Here is a 22,427-nt window from a genome sequence, read left to right on the forward strand (position 1 = left end):
CAGTGAAACGATGCATCGCCGATGGTAGTGTGGGGTTTCCCCATGTGAGAGTAGGTCATCGTCAAGATTAAATTCCAGAACCCCTGTTTGCTCGCGCAGACAGGGGTTTTGTTTTGGGCTGTCGGAAAGGTCAAGTGGCTCTTTGCGACGGACGTCAGTGCTAAGGCCCGGCCTTTCTATGCAATGACCCTGCGCATGGCTATCATGCGTGCCTCATTGTGAGGCGATACTTGCATGCTGACGTTGTTAAAACTTCTGAAAGATGGTCGATTCCACTCCGGGGAAGCGCTGGGCGCTGCCCTGGGCGTCAGTCGCAGTGCTGTATGGAAGCAGCTTCAGCATCTTGAGGCTGAGTTAAACCTGCCCATCCACAAAGTGCGTGGCAGGGGGTACCAGTTGGCATCGCCGCTGGTGTTCTTGAATGCCGAAGACATCGCGCTGAAGGCGCCTTCTCTGGCATGGCCCGTCCACATATCCGATTCTATTGACTCCACCAATGCTGAAGCCTTGCGCCTTGTCGATGCGGGTTGCGCGGCACCATTCCTGGTGCTCGCCGAGCAGCAGAGCGCCGGGCGAGGTCGACGGGGGCGCAAGTGGGTCAGCCCGTTCGCTCAGAATGTGTATTACAGCCTCGTGCTGCGCATCGAGGGCGGTCTGCGGCAGCTAGAGGGGTTGAGCCTGGTTGTGGGGCTTGCGGTCATGCAGGCCTTGCGCGAGTCGGGCGTGCAAGGAGCCGCCTTGAAATGGCCAAACGATGTCTTGGTGGGGCAGAAGAAAATTGCCGGTATCCTGCTGGAGTTGGTCGGCGATCCTGCTGATATCTGTCACGTTGTGCTCGGGATCGGCATCAACGTAAATATGCAGAAAGTCGCGGCAATCGATCAGCAGTGGACGTCGGTGCAGCTTGAAACGGGCTCTCCCGTAGATCGCAATCTACTGGTGGCGCGGCTGGGGCTGCAGTTGCAACGTTACTTGGAGCGACACGCCGCCTCCGGCTTTGCGGCGCTTCAGGAGGAGTGGGAGCAGAATCACTTGTGGCAGGGCAGGGTGGTGTCCCTCATTGCTGGAGTCAATCAGGTTGACGGGGTGGTTCTGGGGGTCGACCGCCAGGGTGCGTTGCGTTTGAGCGTCGATGGTGTTGAAAAAATATACAGCGGTGGTGAGCTAAGCCTGAGGTTGCGTGATGATTCTTGAGCTCGACTGTGGGAATAGCTTTATCAAATGGCGCGTACTTGAATCGGATCAGGCGAAAGCTTGCGCCGAAGGTGTTGTGGGGTCGGACCTCGCATTGATTGAAAGCCTGGCAGCGCTACCAGGCCTGTCGTTGGCGCGTTGCCGATTGGTGAGTGTTCGGGCTTCAGAAGAGACCAATAAGCTGGTCGAGGCTTTGCAAGGGGCTTTCGGTGTTGTCGTCTCCTGTGCTGTCCCCGCGCGTGAGATGGCTGGCGTGCGCAATGGCTACCAAGACTTCGAACGCCTTGGTCTTGATCGCTGGCTGGCGATGCTGGGTGGCTTCAAGTTGGCTTCGGGCGCGTGCCTGGTACTCGATTTTGGTACCGCAGCCACCGCCGATTTCATCGCGGCAGACGGTCAGCACCTGGGCGGCTTCATTTGCCCCGGCATGCCGTTGATGCGCAACCAGTTGCGCACGCACACCCGCAAGATACGCTACGACGACGCGGCGGCTGAGCGTGCCCTGGAGCGGCTCTCCCCCGGGCGCACGACCGCGGAGGCTGTCGAGCGTGGTTGTACGCTGATGCTCAGGGGGTTCGTGTTGACCCAGCTCGAGTTGGCCCGCAGCTACTGGGGTGATGATTTCACCGTATTCCTGACGGGTGGGGATGCTGATCTGGTCTCGGACGCCGTGCCGCAGGCGCGGTTGGTCCCGGACCTGGTTTTCGTTGGTCTGGCCATGGCGTGTCCATTGTCCTGAGGTGTTTATGCGTTGGCTGTTTTTACTTTTACTCGTTCTTAATGCCTTCTATTACGTTTGGCATCAGCAAGAGGCGCCGTTGCGCGCCAAGGATGTCACGCCCCTGAGTCTGTATCGTGGCCCTCAGCAGGATATTCGGCTGCTAAGCGAGTCCTCGGACTCGGTGTCCCGGCGTGACCGAGCAAAAGCGCCCGAGGCGCAGAATACCTGCTTATACATCGGCGGCTTTGCCGACCAGCGTCAGGCGCAGTCGCTTGAGCAGCGCCTCACGAGCCTGGATATAAAGGTCAAGGTTCAACTGTTGAGCACACCTGAGGCGTCCGGTTACTGGCTTCGTGTGGCCCCTGAAAGCCGGCGTCTGGCTGAGGATCTGCCGTTTGAAAACCTTGCTAAGGAATTCAATGAGTTAAAACATAAAATAATGCTGTGCGAAGGCATTGCAACTCTCGAATAGTTTGCATAGAATGGCGCCCGCTTCGCAGTGAAGACCTTTAAGGCCTACAGTGTGAAGCGAAGGTCAACGCAGCTAACCTCATATTTTTAATGAGAAAATGCTTGACAGAAGGCTGGCATGATGTAGAATGCCGGCTCGCTTAGGAGGGGTTCCCGAGCGGCCAAAGGGATCAGACTGTAAATCTGACGTCTACGACTTCGAAGGTTCGAATCCTTCCCCCTCCACCATTTTTAGCGTGAGCTGCAAGCTCTGCGGGTATAGTTTAGTGGTAGAACCTCAGCCTTCCAAGCTGATGATGCGGGTTCGATTCCCGCTACCCGCTCCAAGTTTGCAGGTTGTGCAGCGTGTTTTGCTCTTGTAGCTCAGTTGGTAGAGCACACCCTTGGTAAGGGTGAGGTCAGCGGTTCAAATCCGCTCAAGAGCTCCATATAACAAGGCAGATATGAAAATATCTGCCTTTGTTTTAACGGCTATCTCGGCTTGATTCTGTTGTAACGGGCGTTTCCGCCGGTTGGTTTCAAGTCTCTAGGGGTTGGCTGTTGTAAAGTCTTTTTCAGGCCTGCATAATGGTCGGCCTGATTTTGTTTTAGGTCAGTAGCTCAATTGGCAGAGCGACGGTCTCCAAAACCGTAGGTTGGGGGTTCGATTCCCTCCTGACCTGCCAGATTCACGTGGTGTATCTGGCTTTCTTTTCACAGGATCTTCATAGATGACTCCTAAGGCTGAAGCTCAAAGCTCTCGTTTCGATCTGGTCAAGTGGCTCGCTGTAGTCGCATTGGTGGTCGTAGGCGTTGTTGGCAATCAGTACTATTCTGCTTCGCCGATCCTGTACCGCGTACTCGCTTTGCTCGCCCTCGCTGCTGTAGCTGCCTTTGTAGGCCTGCAGACTGCCAAAGGCAAGTCTTTCGCGGTCCTGGTAAAGGAAGCTCGCACCGAAATTCGTAAAGTCGTTTGGCCGACTCGCCAAGAAACCACGCAGACCACGTTGATTGTTGTGGCTGTTGTTCTGGTTATGGCGTTGCTGTTGTGGGGGCTTGATTCCCTGCTCGGCTGGCTTGTTTCCTTGATTGTTGGCTAAGGGTGTCCCGTGGCTAAGCGTTGGTACGTTGTGCATGCTTACTCGGGTTACGAGAAGCATGTTATGCGCTCTTTGCTGGAGCGCGTAAAGCTGGCAGGCATGGAAGATGGCTTCGGCGAAATTCTGGTTCCCACTGAAGAAGTGGTTGAAATGCGGAATGGGCAGAAGCGCAAGAGTGAACGCAAGTTCTTCCCAGGCTACGTGCTGGTTCAGATGGACATGAATGAAGGTACTTGGCACTTGGTCAAGGATACCCCTCGTGTCATGGGCTTCATTGGCGGTACTGCCGATAAGCCTGCTCCGATCACCGACAAAGAAGCAGAAGCGATTCTGCGTCGTGTTGCTGACGGTAGCGACAAGCCTAAGCCGAAGACGTTGTTCGAGCCAGGTGAGGTTGTTCGTGTCACCGATGGTCCGTTTGCTGATTTCAACGGCACCGTCGAAGAAGTTAACTACGAAAAGAGCCGGATCCAAGTGGCAGTGCTCATTTTCGGACGCTCTACTCCGGTAGAGTTGGAGTTCAGTCAGGTCGAAAAGGTCTAACTGAGCAAGCATCCCAACCCCGCAGCCTAGGCTGTGGGGTTTTGTCGTCACTGGGATAAACGCGCAAGTAACCGGGGAGCCTTTCGAGGCGTTCGAACCCGTAATTGGAGTGCCTCATGGCCAAGAAGATTACCGCTTACATCAAGCTGCAAGTGAAGGCCGCTCAGGCCAACCCTAGCCCACCCGTCGGTCCAGCTCTGGGTCAGCACGGCGTGAACATCATGGAATTCTGCAAGGCCTTCAACGCCCGTACTCAGGGTCTTGAGCCAGGTCTGCCGACTCCAGTGATCATCACTGTATACAGCGACCGTAGCTTCACCTTCGAAACCAAGTCGACCCCGGCTTCGGTTCTGTTGAAGAAAGCTGCTGGTCTGACTAGCGGTTCCGCTCGTCCTAACACCGTTAAGGTTGGCACCGTGACTCGTGCTCAGCTGGAAGAAATCGCGAAAACCAAAAACGCGGATCTGACTGCAGCTGATATGGATGCAGCCGTGCGTACCATCGCCGGTTCTGCTCGTAGCATGGGCCTTAACGTGGAGGGTGTGTAATGGCTAAGCTGACCAAGCGCCAAAAGGCTATCGCCGGCAAAATCGAAGCAGGCAAGGCCTACAACTTTGTAGACGCTGCTGCCCTGCTGACCGAGCTGTCGACTGTCAAGTTCAGCGAGTCGGTTGACGTTGCTGTGAACCTGGGTGTTGACCCACGTAAATCCGACCAGGTCGTTCGTAGCGCTACTGTGCTGCCACACGGTACTGGCAAGACTGTACGTGTTGCTGTCTTCACCCAAGGTCCAGCAGCTGAAGCTGCTCTGGCCGCCGGCGCCGATCGCGTTGGCATGGATGACCTGGCTGCCGAAATGAAAGGCGGCGACCTGAACTATGACGTCGTTATTGCTTCCCCGGATGCAATGCGCGTTGTAGGTCAGTTGGGTCAGATCCTTGGTCCACGTGGCCTGATGCCTAACCCAAAAGTCGGCACCGTAACCCCAGACGTCGCTACCGCGGTTAAAAACGCCAAGGCTGGTCAGGTTCGTTATCGCACCGACAAAAACGGCATCATTCACACTTCCGTTGGCAAAGTCGGCTTCGATGCCGTCAAGCTGAAGGAAAACGTTGAAGCCCTGATCGCTGATCTGAAGCGTATCAAACCAGCTTCCTCGAAAGGCATCTACGTCAAGCGCGTTACCCTGAGCACCACTATGGGCCCAGGTCTGGTCATCGACCAAGGCTCGCTGGACGTATAAGACACAAGTTGGCGTGAGCGATCGCGCCAATTGAAAAAATTGGGGTCCCTGCCTGGCGGGGGCTATCCAAGACCGTAGGCGACGCAAGTCTTAAACCTCAAGCCTACGCAGATGGTGCTCCCGGTTCCTTACCGAATCAGACACCAAAACGACATCCGGCTTCGGCCAGATGAAACGGTAACAAGCAGGAGTTAAACCCGTGGCAATTAATCTCGAAGACAAGAAGGCCATCGTCGCTGAAGTCAACGAGGCTGCCAAAGCTGCTCTGTCCGCTGTCGTGGCTGATGCCCGTGGTGTGACAGTAGGCGCTATGACCGGACTCCGTAAAGAGGCTCGTGAAGCTGGCGTATACGTACGTGTTGTACGTAACACCCTGCTCAAGCGCGCTGTTGCTGACACTGAATACAGTGTCCTCAACGACGTGTTCACCGGCCCGACTCTGATCGCGTTCTCCAAAGAACATCCAGGCGCTGCTGCCCGTTTGTTCAAAGAGTTCGCCAAGAGTCAGGACAAGTTCGAGATCAAGGCAGCTGCGTTCGAGGGCAAGTTCCTCGCAGCTAACCAAATCGACGTACTGGCAACACTGCCGACCCGTGACGAAGCTATTTCGCAACTGATGAGCGTGATTCAAGGCGCTACCAGCAAGCTGGCTCGTACTCTGGCTGCAGTTCGCGAGCAAAAAGAAGCTGCCGCAGCCTAAGGCTGAGCATTTTCTCTCGCGTATTTTTGTTTATTTCGATGGCCGCGTAGGCCGTCCCCCAATTCAGGAAATACAGTAATGTCTATCTCCCAAGAAGATATCCTCAACGCCGTAGCTGAAATGTCGGTTCTGCAGGTTGTTGAGCTGATCAAAGCTTTCGAAGAAAAATTCGGCGTTTCTGCTGCCGCTGCTTCCGCTGGCCCAGCCGCTGTTGCTGCTGTTGCTGAAGAGCAAACCGAATTCAACGTCATGCTGCTGGAAGCTGGCGAGAAGAAAGTAAACGTGATCAAGGCAGTTCGTGAACTGACCGGTCTGGGCCTGAAAGAAGCCAAGGCTGTAGTTGACGGCGCTCCTGCCATGGTTCTGGAAGCTGTTGCCAAAGACGCAGCTGACAAAGCCAAAGCAGCTCTGGAAGAAGCAGGCGCTAAAGTCGAGCTGAAGTAAGCATCGACCTTGCGTCTCCAGCCCAAGCGTTAAGCTGAAGGCTGATGGCTGGTGGCTCTTGCCACCGGCCTTTTTCCGTTCTTGGCTGTCGACTCGGTCGCCGCCATTAACGTGCTGTAGCCACCCGGTGCGGTGGTGCAAACCAAGGGGTTTGCAAGATTTTCTGGCTGCTCCCGTCGGGAGGGCCAAACAAGCAGGTGACCAAGCTGGGGAACGCTGATGGCTTACTCATATACTGAGAAAAAACGTATCCGCAAGGACTTTAGCAAGTTGCCGGACGTCATGGATGTCCCGTACCTTCTGGCTATCCAGCTGGATTCGTATCGTGAATTCTTGCAGGCGGGAGCGACCAAAGATCAGTTCCGCGACGTGGGCCTGCATGCGGCCTTCAAATCCGTTTTCCCGATCATCAGCTACTCCGGCAATGCTGCGCTGGAGTACGTCGGTTATCGCCTGGGCGAACCGGCATTTGATGTCAAAGAATGCGTGTTGCGCGGTGTTACGTACGCCGTACCTTTGCGGGTAAAAGTCCGTCTGATCATTTTCGACAAAGAATCGTCGAACAAAGCGATCAAGGACATCAAAGAGCAAGAAGTCTACATGGGCGAAATCCCACTGATGACTGAAAACGGTACCTTCGTTATCAACGGTACCGAGCGTGTTATCGTTTCCCAGCTGCACCGTTCCCCGGGCGTGTTCTTCGACCACGACCGCGGCAAGACGCACAGCTCCGGTAAGCTCCTGTACTCCGCGCGGATCATTCCGTACCGTGGTTCGTGGTTGGACTTCGAGTTCGACCCGAAAGACTGCGTGTTCGTGCGTATCGACCGTCGTCGCAAGCTGCCGGCCTCGGTACTGCTGCGCGCGCTCGGCTATACCACTGAGCAAGTGCTTGATGCTTTCTACACCACCAACGTGTTCAGCCTGAAGGACGAAACCCTCAGCCTGGAACTGATCGCTTCGCGTCTGCGTGGTGAAATTGCTGTCCTGGACATCCAGGACGAAAATGGCAAGGTCATCGTTGAAGCCGGCCGCCGTATCACTGCGCGCCACATCAACCAGATCGAAAAAGCCGGTATCAAGTCGCTGGAAGTGCCTCTGGACTACGTCCTGGGTCGCACGACCGCCAAGGTCATCGTTCACCCGGCCACAGGCGAAATCCTGGCTGAGTGCAACACCGAGCTGAACACCGAGATCCTGGCAAAAATCGCCAAGGCCCAGGTTGTTCGCATCGAGACCTTGTACACCAACGATATCGACTGCGGTCCGTTCGTCTCCGACACCCTGAAGATCGACTCCACCAGCAACCAATTGGAAGCGCTGGTCGAGATCTATCGCATGATGCGTCCTGGCGAGCCACCGACCAAAGACGCTGCCGAAACCCTGTTCAACAACCTGTTCTTCAGCCCTGAGCGCTATGACCTGTCTGCGGTCGGCCGGATGAAGTTCAACCGTCGTATCGGTCGTACCGAGATCGAAGGTTCGGGCGTGCTGTGCAAGGAAGACATCGTTGCGGTCCTGAAGACTCTGGTCGACATCCGTAACGGCAAAGGCATCGTCGATGACATCGACCACCTGGGTAACCGTCGTGTTCGCTGCGTAGGCGAAATGGCCGAGAACCAGTTCCGCGTTGGCCTGGTACGTGTTGAGCGTGCGGTCAAAGAGCGTCTGTCGATGGCTGAAAGCGAAGGCCTGATGCCGCAAGACCTGATCAACGCCAAGCCAGTGGCTGCGGCGGTGAAAGAGTTCTTCGGTTCCAGCCAGCTCTCGCAGTTCATGGACCAGAACAACCCGCTCTCCGAGATCACCCACAAGCGCCGTGTATCTGCACTGGGCCCGGGCGGTCTGACCCGTGAGCGTGCTGGCTTCGAAGTTCGTGACGTACACCCGACGCACTACGGTCGTGTTTGCCCGATCGAAACGCCGGAAGGTCCGAACATCGGTCTGATCAACTCCCTGGCCGCCTATGCGCGCACCAACCAGTACGGCTTCCTTGAGAGCCCGTACCGTGTGGTGAAAGACGCTCTGGTCACCGACGAGATCGTATTCCTGTCCGCCATCGAAGAAGCCGATCACGTGATCGCTCAGGCTTCGGCCACGATGAACGAGAAGAAGGTCCTGGTCGACGAGCTGGTAGCTGTTCGTCACTTGAACGAGTTCACCGTCAAGGCGCCGGAAGACGTCACCTTGATGGACGTATCGCCCAAGCAGGTAGTTTCGGTCGCCGCGTCGCTGATCCCGTTCCTGGAACACGATGACGCCAACCGTGCGTTGATGGGTTCCAACATGCAGCGTCAAGCTGTACCGACCCTGCGTGCTGACAAGCCGCTGGTAGGTACCGGCATGGAGCGTAACGTAGCCCGTGACTCCGGCGTTTGCGTCGTGGCTCGTCGTGGCGGCGTGATCGACTCCGTTGATGCCAGCCGTATCGTGGTGCGTGTTGCCGATGACGAAGTTGAAACTGGCGAAGCCGGTGTCGACATCTACAACCTGACCAAATACACCCGCTCGAACCAGAACACCTGCATCAACCAGCGTCCGCTGGTGCGTAAGGGTGATCGCGTTCAGCGCAGCGACATCATGGCTGACGGCCCGTCCACCGACATGGGTGAACTGGCGCTGGGCCAGAACATGCGTATCGCGTTCATGGCATGGAACGGCTTCAACTTCGAAGACTCCATCTGCCTGTCCGAGCGTGTGGTTCAAGAAGACCGCTTCACCACGATCCACATCCAGGAACTGACCTGTGTGGCGCGTGATACCAAGCTTGGGCCAGAGGAAATCACTGCAGACATCCCGAACGTGGGTGAAGCTGCACTGAACAAGCTGGACGAAGCCGGTATCGTTTACGTAGGTGCTGAAGTTGGCGCAGGCGACATCCTGGTCGGTAAGGTCACTCCGAAAGGCGAGACCCAACTGACTCCGGAAGAGAAGCTGTTGCGTGCCATCTTCGGTGAAAAAGCCAGCGACGTTAAAGACACCTCCCTGCGCGTACCGACCGGTACCAAAGGTACTGTCATCGACGTACAGGTCTTCACCCGCGACGGCGTTGAGCGTGATGCTCGTGCACTGTCCATCGAGAAGACCCAGCTCGACGAGATCCGCAAGGACCTGAACGAAGAGTTCCGTATCGTTGAAGGCGCGACCTTCGAACGTCTGCGTTCCGCTCTGGTAGGCCACAAGGCCGAAGGCGGCGCGGGCCTGAAGAAAGGTCAGGACATCACCGACGAAGTCCTCGACGGTCTTGAGCACGGCCAGTGGTTCAAACTGCGCATGGCTGAAGACGCTCTGAACGAGCAGCTCGAGAAGGCCCAGGCCTACATCGTCGATCGCCGCCGTCTGCTGGACGACAAGTTCGAAGACAAGAAGCGCAAACTGCAGCAGGGCGATGACCTGGCTCCAGGCGTGCTGAAAATCGTCAAGGTTTACCTGGCAATCCGTCGCCGCATCCAACCGGGCGACAAGATGGCCGGTCGTCACGGTAACAAGGGTGTGGTCTCCGTGATCATGCCGGTTGAAGACATGCCGCACGATGCCAATGGCACCCCGGTCGACGTCGTCCTCAACCCGTTGGGCGTACCTTCGCGTATGAACGTTGGTCAGATCCTCGAAACCCACCTGGGCCTCGCGGCCAAAGGTCTGGGCGAGAAGATCAACCGTATGATCGAAGAGCAGCGCAAGGTTGCTGACCTGCGCAAGTTCCTGCACGAGATCTACAACGAGATCGGCGGCCGCAAAGAAGAGCTGGATACCTTCTCCGACCAGGAAATCCTGGATCTGGCGAAGAACCTGCGCGGCGGCGTTCCAATGGCTACCCCGGTGTTCGACGGTGCCAAGGAAAGCGAAATCAAGGCCATGCTGAAACTGGCAGACCTGCCCGAAAGCGGCCAGATGCAGCTGTTCGACGGCCGCACCGGCAACAAGTTCGAGCGCCCGGTTACTGTTGGCTACATGTACATGCTGAAGCTGAACCACTTGGTAGACGACAAGATGCACGCTCGTTCTACCGGTTCGTACAGCCTGGTTACCCAGCAGCCGCTGGGTGGTAAGGCTCAGTTCGGTGGTCAGCGTTTCGGGGAGATGGAGGTCTGGGCACTGGAAGCATACGGTGCTGCTTACACTCTGCAAGAAATGCTCACAGTGAAGTCGGACGATGTGAACGGTCGGACCAAGATGTACAAAAACATCGTGGACGGCGATCACCGTATGGAGCCGGGCATGCCCGAGTCCTTCAACGTGTTGATCAAAGAAATTCGTTCCCTCGGCATCGATATCGATCTGGAAACCGAATAACACGTGACGCGAATCGAGAGCGGGGCTATTTGGCCCGCTCTCTGCTCCGCCAGGAGGAAAGGCCTTGAAAGACCTACTGAATTTGCTGAAAAACCAGGGTCAAGTCGAAGAGTTCGACGCCATCCGTATTGGACTGGCATCGCCTGAGATGATCCGTTCGTGGTCGTTCGGTGAAGTTAAAAAGCCGGAAACCATCAACTACCGTACGTTCAAACCCGAGCGTGACGGCCTGTTCTGCGCCAAGATCTTTGGCCCGGTAAAGGATTACGAGTGCCTGTGCGGTAAGTACAAGCGCTTGAAGCACCGTGGTGTGATCTGCGAGAAGTGCGGCGTTGAAGTTGCACTGGCCAAGGTTCGTCGTGAGCGCATGGCGCACATCGAACTGGCTTCGCCGGTTGCCCACATCTGGTTCCTGAAATCGCTGCCGTCCCGTATCGGCTTGCTGATGGACATGACCCTGCGTGATATCGAACGCGTTCTCTACTTCGAGAGCTATGTCGTTATCGATCCAGGCATGACCACCCTTGAAAAAGGTCAGCTGCTGAACGACGAGCAGTACTTCGAAGCGCTGGAAGAGTTCGGCGACGATTTCGATGCCCGCATGGGTGCCGAAGCTGTCCGCGAACTGCTGCACGCTATCGACCTGGAACACGAGATTGGCCGTCTGCGTGAAGAAATTCCGCAAACCAACTCCGAAACCAAAATCAAGAAGCTGTCCAAGCGTCTGAAGTTGATGGAAGCCTTCCAGGGTTCCGGCAACTTGCCAGAGTGGATGGTGCTGACCGTTCTGCCGGTTCTGCCGCCAGACCTGCGTCCGCTGGTACCGTTGGACGGTGGTCGTTTCGCGACGTCCGACCTCAACGACCTGTACCGCCGCGTGATCAACCGTAACAACCGCTTGAAGCGCCTGCTCGATCTGTCCGCTCCGGACATCATCGTGCGCAACGAAAAGCGTATGTTGCAAGAAGCCGTCGATGCCCTGCTCGACAACGGTCGTCGTGGCCGCGCTATCACCGGTTCGAACAAGCGTCCTCTGAAATCCCTGGCTGACATGATCAAGGGTAAGCAAGGTCGTTTCCGTCAGAACTTGCTCGGTAAGCGTGTTGACTACTCCGGTCGTTCGGTAATTACCGTAGGCCCGACCCTGCGTCTGCACCAGTGCGGTCTGCCTAAGAAGATGGCCCTTGAGCTGTTCAAGCCGTTCATCTTCGGCAAGCTGGAAATGCGCGGTCTCGCGACCACGATCAAAGCGGCCAAGAAAATGGTCGAGCGCGAACTGCCAGAGGTTTGGGACGTTCTCGCTGAAGTGATCCGCGAACACCCGGTTCTCCTCAACCGTGCACCGACCCTTCACCGTCTGGGTATCCAGGCGTTTGAACCGGTACTGATCGAAGGTAAGGCTATCCAGCTGCACCCTCTGGTCTGTGCTGCGTACAACGCCGACTTCGACGGCGACCAAATGGCCGTGCACGTACCGCTGACACTGGAAGCCCAGTTGGAAGCGCGTGCGTTGATGATGTCGACCAACAACATCCTGTCGCCAGCCAACGGTGAGCCAATCATCGTTCCGTCGCAGGACGTTGTATTGGGTCTGTACTACATGACCCGTGAAGCGATCAACGCCAAGGGCGAAGGTCGTGTGTTCGCTGACCTGCAGGAAGTTGACCGAGTGTTCCGTGCCGGCGAAGCCGCACTGCACGCCAAGGTCAAAGTGCGGATTCACGAAACCGTGAACGACCGTGACGGCGGCAGCGTGAGCAATGTCCGTATCGTCGACACCACTGTCGGCCGTGCGCTGTTGTACCAGGTTGTGCCAAAAGGTTTGTCTTACGACGTCGTCAACCTGCCGATGAAGAAAAAGGCGATCTCCAAGCTGATCAACCAGTGCTACCGCGTGGTTGGTCTGAAAGAGACCGTGATCTTCGCTGACCAGTTGATGTACACCGGTTTTGCCTATTCGACCATTTCCGGCGTTTCCATCGGTGTTAACGACTTCGTTATCCCGGATGAAAAAGCCCGCATCATCAGTGCTGCCACCGATGAAGTGAAAGAGATCGAAAGCCAGTACGCCTCCGGCCTGGTAACCCAGGGCGAGAAGTACAACAAAGTGATCGACCTTTGGTCCAAGGCCAACGACGAAGTGTCGAAGGCGATGATGGCTAACCTCTCGAAAGAGAAGGTTATCGACCGTCATGGCGTAGAAGTCGATCAAGAGTCTTTCAACTCGATGTACATGATGGCCGACTCGGGCGCACGGGGTTCTGCTGCGCAGATCCGTCAGCTCGCCGGTATGCGTGGCCTGATGGCCAAGCCGGACGGTTCCATCATCGAAACGCCGATTACTGCGAACTTCCGTGAAGGTTTGAGCGTACTTCAGTACTTCATCTCTACTCACGGTGCTCGTAAAGGTCTGGCGGATACCGCGTTGAAAACCGCTAACTCCGGTTACCTGACTCGTCGTCTGGTAGACGTTGCACAAGATCTGGTTGTAACCGAGATCGATTGCGGCACCGAGCACGGCCTGCTGATGACACCGCACATTGAAGGCGGTGACGTTGTAGAGCCGCTGGGTGAGCGCGTATTGGGCCGTGTTATTGCCCGTGACGTATTCAAGCCGGGTACCGAGGAAATTATCGTTCCTGCCGGCACCCTGGTTGACGAGAAGTGGGTCGAGTTCATCGAACTCAACAGCATCGACGAAGTGATCGTTCGTTCGCCGATCAGCTGCGAAACCCGCTTCGGCATTTGCGCCAAGTGCTATGGCCGTGACTTGGCTCGTGGTCACCAGGTGAACATCGGTGAAGCGGTCGGCGTTATCGCTGCCCAGTCCATCGGTGAGCCGGGTACCCAGCTGACCATGCGTACATTCCACATCGGTGGTGCGGCAAGCCGGACCTCCGCAGCCGACAGCGTTCAGGTGAAGAATGGCGGTACCGTCCGCCTGCACAACCTCAAGCACGTTGAGCGAGTGGATGGTTGCCTGGTTGCGGTGTCCCGTTCCGGTGAGCTGGCAATCGCTGACGACTACGGTCGTGAGCGTGAGCGCTACAAGCTGCCGTATGGTGCTGTGATTTCGGTTAAAGAAGGTGACAAGGTCGACGCTGGCGCAATCGTGGCCAAGTGGGATCCGCACACTCACCCAATCGTTACCGAAATGAAAGGTACCGTGACCTACGTGGGCATGGAAGAAGGCATCACGATCAAGCGTCAGACTGACGAATTGACCGGTATGACCAACATTGAAGTCCTCGACGCGAAAGATCGTCCAGCTGCCGGTAAAGACATCCGTCCTGCCGTGAAGATGGTCGATGACAACGGCAAGGATCTGTTGCTGCCAGGCACTGACGTAATCGCTCAGTACTTCCTGCCAGCCAACGCCCTGGTCGGTGTAGCGGATGGTGCGAAGATCGCGATCGGTGACGTTATCGCGCGTATCCCGCAAGAGACTTCGAAGACCCGTGACATCACCGGTGGTCTGCCGCGTGTTGCCGACTTGTTCGAAGCTCGTCGTCCGAAAGAAGCGTCGATTCTGGCTGAAGTCAGCGGCACCATCGCGTTCGGTAAAGAGACCAAGGGCAAGCGCCGTCTGGTCATTACCCCGAACGACGGTAGCGATCCGTATGAAGAGCTGATTCCGAAGTGGCGTCACCTGAACGTGTTCGAAGGCGAACAGGTAAACCGCGGCGAAGTTATCTCCGACGGTCCGAGCGATCCACACGACATCCTGCGTCTGCTGGGTGTGAGTGCGCTGGCCAAGTACATCGTTAACGAGATCCAGGACGTTTACCGTCTGCAAGGCGTGAAGATCAACGATAAGCACATCGAGACCATCCTGCGTCAGATGCTGCGTAAAGTTGAAATCGCTGAATCAGGCGATTCCAGTTTCATCAAGGGCGACCAGATGGAACTGACTCACGTACTGGTAGAAAACGAACGTCTGGCAGCCGACGAGAAATTTGTTTCCAAATTTACTCGTGTACTGCTGGGTATCACCAAGGCGTCGTTGTCCACTGAGTCGTTCATCTCGGCGGCCTCCTTCCAGGAGACCACTCGCGTACTGACCGAAGCAGCGGTAACCGGCAAGCGCGATTACCTGCGCGGCCTGAAAGAAAACGTGGTTGTGGGTCGTCTGATCCCAGCCGGTACCGGTTTGGCTTACCACAGCGAGCGCAAGCGCCGCCGTGATGCTGACAAGCCGTTGCGCGTAAGCGCCAGTGAAGTGGAAGCTGCACTGACCGAAGCGCTGAACTCAAGCGGTAACTGAGTTCTGCGATAAATAAGTCTGGGCCCTGGCAGCCCCCATTCGTCGGATCGAGGCAGTTTTGCCCCGGTTCGTTGAGAGGGGAGGTCGGGGCCTTGCCTTGACTGGGGGCAAGATCCTCTTTAGACTCTTGTACCCCTAAATTTGGCGGGAATTCGTTCCTGCCATTTTGCTTTTCTTGCAAGACAATAGCGTCGCAAGACAACAGTGGAGCTAGTAGATGGCAACTATCAACCAGCTGGTACGTCAGCCGCGTAAGCGTATCGTCGAGAAATCCGACGTACCTGCGCTGCAGAACTGCCCGCAACGTCGTGGCGTATGCACTCGCGTGTATACCACTACGCCGAAAAAACCTAACTCGGCACTGCGTAAAGTATGCCGTGTGCGTCTGACCAACGGTTTCGAGGTTTCCTCGTACATCGGCGGTGAAGGCCACAACCTGCAAGAGCACAGCGTGGTACTGATCCGCGGCGGTCGTGTAAAAGACTTGCCAGGTGTTCGTTACCACACCGTACGCGGCTCCTTGGATACTTCCGGCGTTAAAGGTCGTAACCAGGGTCGTTCGAAGTACGGTACCAAGAAGCCTAAGTAGTAGCGGCTTTTTGTAAAACTGAATCATCTTATTTTCTGAGTCGATAAGAGTAAGGTCGGAGGCGTCCCGAAAGGGCACCGATTCCGAGCGAACCTGAAGACCGTTTGAGGGCTTATCCATGCCAAGAAGACGCGTAGCAGCCAAGCGCGAAGTGCTTGACGATCCAAAATACGGAAGCCAAATCCTGGCCAAGTTCATGAACCACGTGATGGAAAGCGGCAAGAAAGCCGTTGCCGAGCGTATCGTTTATGGCGCGCTGGAAAAGGTTAAAGAACGCAAGAACAGCGACCCCCTGGAAATCTTCGAGAAAGCTCTCGACGCCATCGCTCCGCTGGTCGAAGTGAAGTCGCGCCGTGTAGGCGGTGCTACTTACCAGGTTCCGGTTGAAGTTCGTCCGTCCCGTCGTAACGCCCTGGCAATGCGCTGGTTGGTAGACTTCGCCCGTAAGCGTGGCGAGAAGTCTATGGCTCTGCGTTTGGCTGGCGAACTGTTGGACGCTGCTGAAGGTAAAGGCGCTGCTGTTAAGAAGCGTGAAGACGTGCACCGTATGGCTGAAGCTAACAAGGCTTTCTCGCACTACCGCTTCTAAATCCAGCGTCACTCAATTTGCGAGGGCTTTATGGCTCGTACTACACCGATTAATCGCTACCGTAACATTGGTATCGTTGCTCACGTGGATGCTGGTAAAACCACCACCACCGAGCGCGTCCTTTTTTACACCGGCAAAAGTCACAAGATGGGCGAGGTGCATGACGGCGCCGCGACCACAGACTGGATGGTTCAGGAGCAGGAGCGTGGTATTACCATTACTTCTGCTGCTATTACCGCCTTCTGGAAAGGTTCCGAGAAGCAGTACAAAGACGAGCACCGCTTCAACGTTATCGATACCCCAGGCCACGTAGACTTCACTATTGAAGTTGAGCGTTCCCTGCGTGTACTCGACGGCGCTGTCGTTGTGTTCTGCGGTACCTCGGGTGTTGAGCCTCAGTCGGAAACCGTATGGCGTCAAGCCAACAAATACGGCGTTCCACGTCTTGTTTACGTAAACAAGATGGACCGTGCTGGTGCCAACTTCCTGCGCGTGATCGGTCAGATCAAGCAGCGTCTGGGTCACACTCCGGTGCCAATTCAATTGGCAATCGGTTCCGAAGATAACTTCCAGGGCCAGATCGATCTGATCGCCATGGAAGCCGTCTACTGGAATGACGCCGACAAAGGTATGGTTCCTGTTCGTAAGCCTATCCCTGCTGAACTGCAGGAGCTGGCTGACGAATGGCGTAACAACATGGTTGAGGCTGCTGCCGAAGCCAGCGAAGAGCTGATGAACAAGTACCTCGAAGGTGAAGAACTCACCAACGCGGAAATCAAGGCCGCTCTGCGTCAGCGTACTATCGCTGGTGAGATCGTCTTGGCTGTTTGTGGTTCTTCCTTCAAGAACAAGGGTGTTCCCCTGGTTCTCGACGCCGTTATCGACTACCTGCCTGCTCCAACCGACATTCCTGCTATCAAGGGTACCAACCCTGATAACGAGGAAGAAGAGATGGAGCGTCACGCCGATGACAGCGAGCCGTTCTCGGCTCTGGCGTTCAAGATCGCAACCGACCCATTCGTGGGTACCTTGACTTTCGTCCGCGTTTACTCGGGCGTGTTGGCCTCCGGCGACGGCGTGATCAACTCGGTTAAAGGTAAGAAAGAGCGCGTGGGTCGTATGGTGCAAATGCACGCAAACGCCCGTGAAGAGATCAAGGAAGTGCGCGCTGGTGACATCGCGGCCCTGATCGGCATGAAGGACGTCACCACTGGTGAAACTTTGTGCGACGCTGCTAAGCCAATCATCCTAGTTCGTATGGACTTCCCGGAGCCGGTTATTTCGGTTGCCGTAGAGCCTAAGACCAAGGATGACCAGGAAAAAATGGGTATCGCTCTGGGCAAACTTGCTCAGGAAGATCCATCTTTCCGCGTCAAGACTGATGAAGAGACTGGTCAAACGATCATCTCCGGCATGGGCGAGTTGCACCTGGACATCCTGGTTGACCGGATGCGCCGTGAGTTCAACGTCGAAGCCAACATCGGTAAGCCTCAGGTTTCCTATCGTGAGCGCATCACGAAGAACTGTGAAATCGAAGGCAAGTTCGTTCGTCAGTCCGGCGGTCGTGGTCAGTTCGGTCACTGCTGGATCCGTTTTGCTCCTGCTGACGAAGGTCAGGAAGGTCTGCAATTCGTGAACGAAGTAGTAGGTGGTGTTGTTCCTAAGGAATACATCCCTGCTATCCAGAAGGGTATCGAAGAGCAGATGAAGAACGGTGTTGTCGCCGGCTATCCGCTGATCGGCCTGAAAGCAACCGTTTTTGACGGTTCTTACCACGACGTCGACTCCAACGAGATGGCGTTCAAGGTGGCTGCTTCCATGGCAACCAAGCAACTGGCCCAGAAGGGCGGTGGTGAGTTGCTTGAGCCAATCATGGCGGTAGAAGTTGTTACACCTGAAGACTATATGGGTGATGTCATGGGCGACCTTAACCGTCGTCGCGGCATGATCTTGGGTATGGAAGACACGGTTTCCGGCAAAGTGATTCGCGCCGAGGTTCCGTTGGGTGAGATGTTCGGTTATGCGACCGACGTTCGCTCCATGTCCCAGGGTCGCGCAAGCTACTCTATGGAATTCAAAAAATACAACACAGCTCCGGCGCACATCGCTGAAACTGTATCCAAAAAACAAGGCTGATTCAGTCCTTTAGGCAAGGAGTTAATTGTCGTGGCTAAAGAAAAATTTGATCGTTCCCTACCGCACGTCAACGTTGGCACCATCGGTCACGTTGACCACGGTAAAACCACTCTGACTGCTGCTCTGACTCGCGTTTGCTCCGAAGTATTCGGTTCCGCAATCGTTGATTTCGATAAAATCGACAGCGCACCAGAAGAAAAAGCTCGTGGTATCACCATCAACACCGCGCACGTCGAGTACAACTCGAAGATTCGTCACTACGCTCACGTTGACTGCCCAGGTCACGCTGACTATGTGAAGAACATGATCACTGGTGCTGCCCAGATGGACGGCGCGATCCTGGTTTGCTCGGCCGCTGATGGTCCGATGCCACAGACCCGTGAGCACATCCTGCTGTCCCGTCAGGTAGGCGTTCCGTACATCGTGGTTTTCCTGAACAAGGCTGACCTGGTAGACGACGCTGAGCTGCTGGAACTGGTTGAGATGGAAGTGCGCGATCTGCTGAGCACTTACGACTTCCCAGGCGACGACACTCCGATCATCATCGGTTCTGCTCGTATGGCGCTGGAAGGCAAAGACGACAACGAAATGGGCACCACTGCCGTTCGTAAACTGGTTGAAACTCTGGACAGCTACATCCCAGAACCAGTTCGTCTGACCGACAAGCCATTCCTGATGCCAATCGAAGACGTATTCTCGATCTCGGGTCGCGGTACTGTTGTGACTGGTCGTATCGAGCGTGGTATCGTTCGCGTTCAAGACCCACTGGAAATCGTTGGTCTGCGTGACACCACCGTTACCACTTGCACCGGTGTTGAAATGTTCCGCAAGCTGCTCGACGAAGGTCGTGCTGGCGAGAACTGCGGCGTACTGCTGCGCGGCACCAAGCGTGATGACGTTGAACGTGGTCAGGTTCTGGTTAAGCCAGGTACCGTTAAGCCGCACACCAAGTTCACCGCAGAAGTTTACGTTCTGAGCAAGGAAGAAGGCGGTCGTCACACTCCGTTCTTCAAAGGCTACCGTCCACAGTTCTACTTCCGTACTACTGACGTGACTGGTAACTGCGAACTGCCAGAAGGCGTTGAAATGGTAATGCCAGGCGATAACATTCAAATGACTGTTACCCTGATCAAAACCATCGCAATGGAAGACGGTCTGCGCTTCGCTATCCGTGAAGGCGGCCGTACCGTTGGTGCTGGCGTTGTAGCTAAAATCATCGAGTAAGCTCTTTTTTGAGTTAGCTTCGAGGTTTTGAAAAAGCCCCCGCTCAGCGGGGGCTTTTTTTATTGGGTTGACACCTATCTGGGGCGTCTATAGAATTGCGCCTCCTTTTAACGGGCGTATTGCGCTCGCTGGGAATAGCAGCCGGAGTCTGAAATCCAATGCAAAATCAGCAAATCCGTATCAGGTTGAAGGCTTTTGACCATCGCCTGATCGACCAATCCACCCAGGAAATCGTGGAAACCGCGAAACGTACTGGTGCTCAAGTGCGTGGTCCAATTCCACTGCCTACCCGTAAAGAGCGGTTCACCGTTCTGGTCTCCCCGCACGTCAACAAAGACGCGCGTGACCAGTACGAGATCCGTACTCATAAGCGCGTACTGGACATCGTCCAGCCAACGGATAAAACCGTTGATGCACTTATGAAGCTTGATCTGGCGGCCGGTGTGGAAGTACAGATCAGCCTCGGCTAAGACTTGGGTCTTAGTCGTGTAACGCTCTGAAATGGGCGGCCATAGCGGGTGAAAGCCCCGTACACTCATGAGGTTTACAACATGACTATTGGTGTAGTCGGTCGTAAATGCGGTATGACCCGTATTTTCACCGAAGAAGGTGTCTCCATTCCGGTCACGGTCATTGAGATCGAACCGAATCGCGTCACCCAGTTCAAAACTGAAGAAACCGATGGCTATCGTGCAGTGCAAGTCACTGTCGGCGAGCGTCGTGCTTCGCGCGTGACTGCTGCTCAAGCAGGTCACTTCGCTAAAGCAAACGTTTCAGCTGGTCGCACTGTTATGGAGTTCCGTCTTGAAGAAGGCGACTACCAGGCTGGCGATCTGATCAACGCTGAAATCTTCGCCGCTGGTCAACTGGTTGATGTAACCGGTCAGTCCAAGGGTAAAGGCTTCCAGGGTACGATCAAGCGTTGGAATTTCCGTGGCCAAGACAACACTCACGGTAACTCCGTTTCCCACCGCGTCCCGGGCTCTATTGGCCAGTGCCAGACTCCTGGTCGTGTATTCAAGGGCAAAAAAATGTCCGGTCATATGGGCGCTGAGCGCGTGACCGTGCAGTCCCTCGAAGTAGTGCGCGTCGACGCTGAACGCAATCTGTTGTTGGTCAAGGGTGCTGTTCCTGGCGCTACTGGCGGCAACCTGGTTGTACGTCCAGCGGCCAAGGCTCGCGGTTAAGGGGAAGCTGACATGCAATTAAATGTAAATGACGCTCAAGCGATCGAAGTTTCCGAACTGACATTTGGCGGCGAATTCAACGAGACGCTCGTTCACCAAGCAGTCGTGGCCTACATGGCCGGCGGCCGTCAAGGTAGCAAGCAGCAAAAGACCCGTTCCGACGTTCGTGGTGGCGGTAAGCGCCCTTGGCGTCAGAAAGGTACTGGCCGTGCTCGTGCCGGTACTATCCGTAGCCCAATCTGGCGCGGCGGCGGTACCACTTTCGCAGCTCGTCCGCAGGATCACACTCAGAAGCTCAACAAGAAGATGTACCGCGCAGCACTGCGCTCCATCCTTGCTGAACTCGTGCGTACTGATCGTCTGGTCGTGGTTCAGGACTTCGCTGTTGAAGCACCGAAAACCAAAGATCTGCTGAACAAGCTGAACGGCATGGGCCTGACTGACGTCTTGATCGTGTCTGAAGCTGTTGATCAGAACCTGTACCTGGCTGCTCGCAACCTGCCACACGTTGATGTACGTGACGTGCAAGGTTCCGATCCAGTTAGTCTGATCGCATACGACAAGGTGTTGATCACCGTGTCGGCCGTGAAGAAATTCGAGGAGCTGCTGGGATGAACCAGGAACGCGTATTTAAAGTTCTGCTTGGCCCGCACGTTTCCGAAAAGGCTACGGTTCTGGCTGACAAGAAAGGCCAGTTCGTTTTCAAGGTTGCAACTGACGCAACCAAGCTGGAAATCAAGAAGGCCGTCGAAAGCCTGTTCAGCGTGAAAGTAGAGCGTGTTACTACCCTGAATGTTCTGGGTAAGAGCAAGCGCACTGCTCGCGGTCTGGGCAAGCGTAATGACTGGAAGAAGGCAGTTATCTCCCTTCAGCCAGGCCAAGATCTCGATTTCAGCAGCAGTGCTGAGTAAGGAAGGGGTGCATCATGGCAATCGTTAAATGCAAACCGACTTCCCCTGGCCGCCGTTTTGTGGTCAAGGTGGTCAACCAGGAGCTGCATAAAGGCGCTCCTCACGCACCGCTGCTCGAGAAGAAATCGAAGACTGGTGGTCGTAACAACAATGGTCGCATTACCACTCGTCACATCGGTGGTGGCCATAAACAGCATTATCGTCTGGTCGACTTCCGTCGCAACGACAAAGATGGCATCGCTGCCACTGTCGAGCGTATCGAATACGATCCAAACCGTACTGCTCACATCGCTCTGCTGCTGTACGCAGATGGCGAGCGTCGCTACATCATCGCCCCTAAAGGCGTGAGTGCTGGTGACCAGCTGATCGCAGGTGCTCTGGCACCGATCAAGCCGGGCAACGCTCTGCAACTGCGTAACATTCCAGTTGGTAGCACCGTACACGGCATCGAATTGAAGCCAGGTAAAGGCGCGCAAATCGCTCGTTCCGCTGGTGCTTCGGCTCAGCTGATCGCTCGTGAAGGTGTCTACGTGACCCTGCGTCTGCGTTCTGGTGAGATGCGTAAAGTGCTGGCTGAATGCCGCGCGACCCTGGGTGAAGTCTCGAACTCCGAGCACAGCCTGCGTTCGCTGGGTAAAGCTGGTGCCAAACGCTGGCGTGGCGTTCGCCCAACCGTTCGTGGTGTTGCCATGAACCCGGTTGACCACCCACACGGTGGTGGTGAAGGTCGTACCTCTGGTGGTCGTCATCCGGTATCGCCATGGGGCTTCCCGACTAAGGGCGCGAAGACTCGTGGTAATAAGCGTACCGACAAAATGATCGTCCGTCGTCGCAAGTAA

General features: G+C 55.7%; 20 protein-coding genes and 4 tRNA genes. All 24 read left to right on the plus strand.

Annotation, left to right across the window (positions count from 1 at the left end; genetic code table 11):
- Positions 1 to 234 precede the first annotated feature (234 nt).
- Positions 235 to 1,194, plus strand: coding sequence for a bifunctional biotin--[acetyl-CoA-carboxylase] ligase/biotin operon repressor BirA (birA, locus tag ACP7E3_RS20615; RefSeq protein WP_169882233.1), 960 nt, complete (start codon positions 235 to 237; stop codon positions 1,192 to 1,194).
- A complete protein-coding gene (locus ACP7E3_RS20620) occupies positions 1,184 to 1,933 on the plus strand; it encodes a pantothenate kinase (RefSeq protein ID WP_057005468.1) in 750 nt (249 codons plus the stop codon). The genes birA and ACP7E3_RS20620 overlap by 11 nt, the downstream gene beginning before the upstream one ends.
- A 7-nt stretch (positions 1,934 to 1,940) precedes the next feature.
- Positions 1,941 to 2,387 carry a hypothetical protein gene (locus ACP7E3_RS20625; protein ID WP_017848796.1) on the plus strand — a complete coding sequence of 149 codons (447 nt, stop codon included), beginning with the start codon at positions 1,941 to 1,943 and terminating at the stop codon, positions 2,385 to 2,387.
- Positions 2,388 to 2,529: 142 nt separating this feature from the next.
- Positions 2,530 to 2,614, plus strand: a tRNA-Tyr gene (locus ACP7E3_RS20630).
- Positions 2,615 to 2,638: 24 nt separating this feature from the next.
- Positions 2,639 to 2,712 (plus strand) — tRNA-Gly (locus ACP7E3_RS20635).
- Between the two features lie 26 nt (positions 2,713 to 2,738).
- Positions 2,739 to 2,814, plus strand: a tRNA-Thr gene (locus ACP7E3_RS20640).
- A 161-nt stretch (positions 2,815 to 2,975) separates the two neighbouring features.
- A tRNA-Trp gene (locus tag ACP7E3_RS20645) sits at positions 2,976 to 3,051 on the plus strand.
- Between the two features lie 45 nt (positions 3,052 to 3,096).
- Entirely contained in the window at positions 3,097 to 3,465 is a 369-nt protein-coding gene (gene secE / locus ACP7E3_RS20650; protein WP_003194658.1) for a preprotein translocase subunit SecE, read from the plus strand.
- A gap of 9 nt (positions 3,466 to 3,474) precedes the next feature.
- Positions 3,475 to 4,008, plus strand: coding sequence for a transcription termination/antitermination protein NusG (gene nusG / locus ACP7E3_RS20655; protein WP_003176436.1), 534 nt, complete (start codon positions 3,475 to 3,477; stop codon positions 4,006 to 4,008).
- A gap of 116 nt (positions 4,009 to 4,124) precedes the next feature.
- On the plus strand, positions 4,125 to 4,556 hold the full coding sequence (gene rplK / locus ACP7E3_RS20660; RefSeq protein ID WP_003176435.1) for a 50S ribosomal protein L11: 432 nt from the start codon (positions 4,125 to 4,127) through the stop codon (positions 4,554 to 4,556).
- Positions 4,556 to 5,251: a 50S ribosomal protein L1 gene (gene rplA, locus ACP7E3_RS20665; protein ID WP_003232403.1), complete on the plus strand. Its 696-nt coding sequence runs from the start codon at positions 4,556 to 4,558 to the stop codon at positions 5,249 to 5,251. Before rplK ends, rplA begins: the two co-directional genes overlap by 1 nt.
- Before the next feature lie 199 nt (positions 5,252 to 5,450).
- Positions 5,451 to 5,951 carry a 50S ribosomal protein L10 gene (rplJ, locus tag ACP7E3_RS20670; RefSeq protein WP_016969477.1) on the plus strand — a complete coding sequence of 167 codons (501 nt, stop codon included), beginning with the start codon at positions 5,451 to 5,453 and terminating at the stop codon, positions 5,949 to 5,951.
- A 78-nt stretch (positions 5,952 to 6,029) separates the two neighbouring features.
- Positions 6,030 to 6,395 carry a 50S ribosomal protein L7/L12 gene (rplL, locus tag ACP7E3_RS20675; protein ID WP_046486495.1) on the plus strand — a complete coding sequence of 122 codons (366 nt, stop codon included), beginning with the start codon at positions 6,030 to 6,032 and terminating at the stop codon, positions 6,393 to 6,395.
- A gap of 219 nt (positions 6,396 to 6,614) precedes the next feature.
- Entirely contained in the window at positions 6,615 to 10,688 is a 4,074-nt protein-coding gene (gene rpoB / locus ACP7E3_RS20680; RefSeq protein WP_017848798.1) for a DNA-directed RNA polymerase subunit beta, read from the plus strand.
- Positions 10,689 to 10,752: 64 nt separating this feature from the next.
- Positions 10,753 to 14,952 carry a DNA-directed RNA polymerase subunit beta' gene (gene rpoC, locus ACP7E3_RS20685; protein WP_017848799.1) on the plus strand — a complete coding sequence of 1,400 codons (4,200 nt, stop codon included), beginning with the start codon at positions 10,753 to 10,755 and terminating at the stop codon, positions 14,950 to 14,952.
- Between the two features lie 217 nt (positions 14,953 to 15,169).
- Entirely contained in the window at positions 15,170 to 15,541 is a 372-nt protein-coding gene (rpsL, locus tag ACP7E3_RS20690; protein ID WP_002555494.1) for a 30S ribosomal protein S12, read from the plus strand.
- A 118-nt stretch (positions 15,542 to 15,659) separates the two neighbouring features.
- Positions 15,660 to 16,130 carry a 30S ribosomal protein S7 gene (rpsG, locus tag ACP7E3_RS20695; RefSeq protein WP_002555493.1) on the plus strand — a complete coding sequence of 157 codons (471 nt, stop codon included), beginning with the start codon at positions 15,660 to 15,662 and terminating at the stop codon, positions 16,128 to 16,130.
- 30 nt (positions 16,131 to 16,160) lie between these two features.
- Positions 16,161 to 18,266 (plus strand): elongation factor G, encoded by a 2,106-nt coding sequence (fusA, locus tag ACP7E3_RS20700; protein WP_017848800.1) that lies wholly within the window; start codon positions 16,161 to 16,163, stop codon positions 18,264 to 18,266.
- Between the two features lie 30 nt (positions 18,267 to 18,296).
- The gene (tuf, locus tag ACP7E3_RS20705) at positions 18,297 to 19,490 is read left to right on the plus strand and encodes an elongation factor Tu (RefSeq protein WP_017848801.1); all 1,194 of its coding nucleotides are present in this window, start codon (positions 18,297 to 18,299) and stop codon (positions 19,488 to 19,490) included.
- Positions 19,491 to 19,648: 158 nt separating this feature from the next.
- The gene (rpsJ, locus tag ACP7E3_RS20710; protein ID WP_003186070.1) at positions 19,649 to 19,960 is read left to right on the plus strand and encodes a 30S ribosomal protein S10; all 312 of its coding nucleotides are present in this window, start codon (positions 19,649 to 19,651) and stop codon (positions 19,958 to 19,960) included.
- An 81-nt stretch (positions 19,961 to 20,041) separates the two neighbouring features.
- Positions 20,042 to 20,677, plus strand: a complete 636-nt coding sequence (gene rplC, locus ACP7E3_RS20715; RefSeq protein WP_426124221.1) for a 50S ribosomal protein L3 — start codon at positions 20,042 to 20,044, stop codon at positions 20,675 to 20,677.
- Between the two features lie 12 nt (positions 20,678 to 20,689).
- Complete coding sequence (rplD, locus tag ACP7E3_RS20720; RefSeq protein ID WP_003210082.1) at positions 20,690 to 21,292, plus strand: 50S ribosomal protein L4; 603 nt, start codon at positions 20,690 to 20,692, stop codon at positions 21,290 to 21,292.
- Complete coding sequence (gene rplW / locus ACP7E3_RS20725; protein ID WP_002555488.1) at positions 21,289 to 21,588, plus strand: 50S ribosomal protein L23; 300 nt, start codon at positions 21,289 to 21,291, stop codon at positions 21,586 to 21,588. Before rplD ends, rplW begins: the two co-directional genes overlap by 4 nt.
- 14 nt (positions 21,589 to 21,602) lie before the next feature.
- Positions 21,603 to 22,427, plus strand: coding sequence for a 50S ribosomal protein L2 (gene rplB / locus ACP7E3_RS20730; protein WP_003210080.1), 825 nt, complete (start codon positions 21,603 to 21,605; stop codon positions 22,425 to 22,427).

The organism is Pseudomonas sp. PSPC2-3, assembly GCF_049898265.1.
Classification (GTDB): domain Bacteria; phylum Pseudomonadota; class Gammaproteobacteria; order Pseudomonadales; family Pseudomonadaceae; genus Aquipseudomonas; species Aquipseudomonas veronii.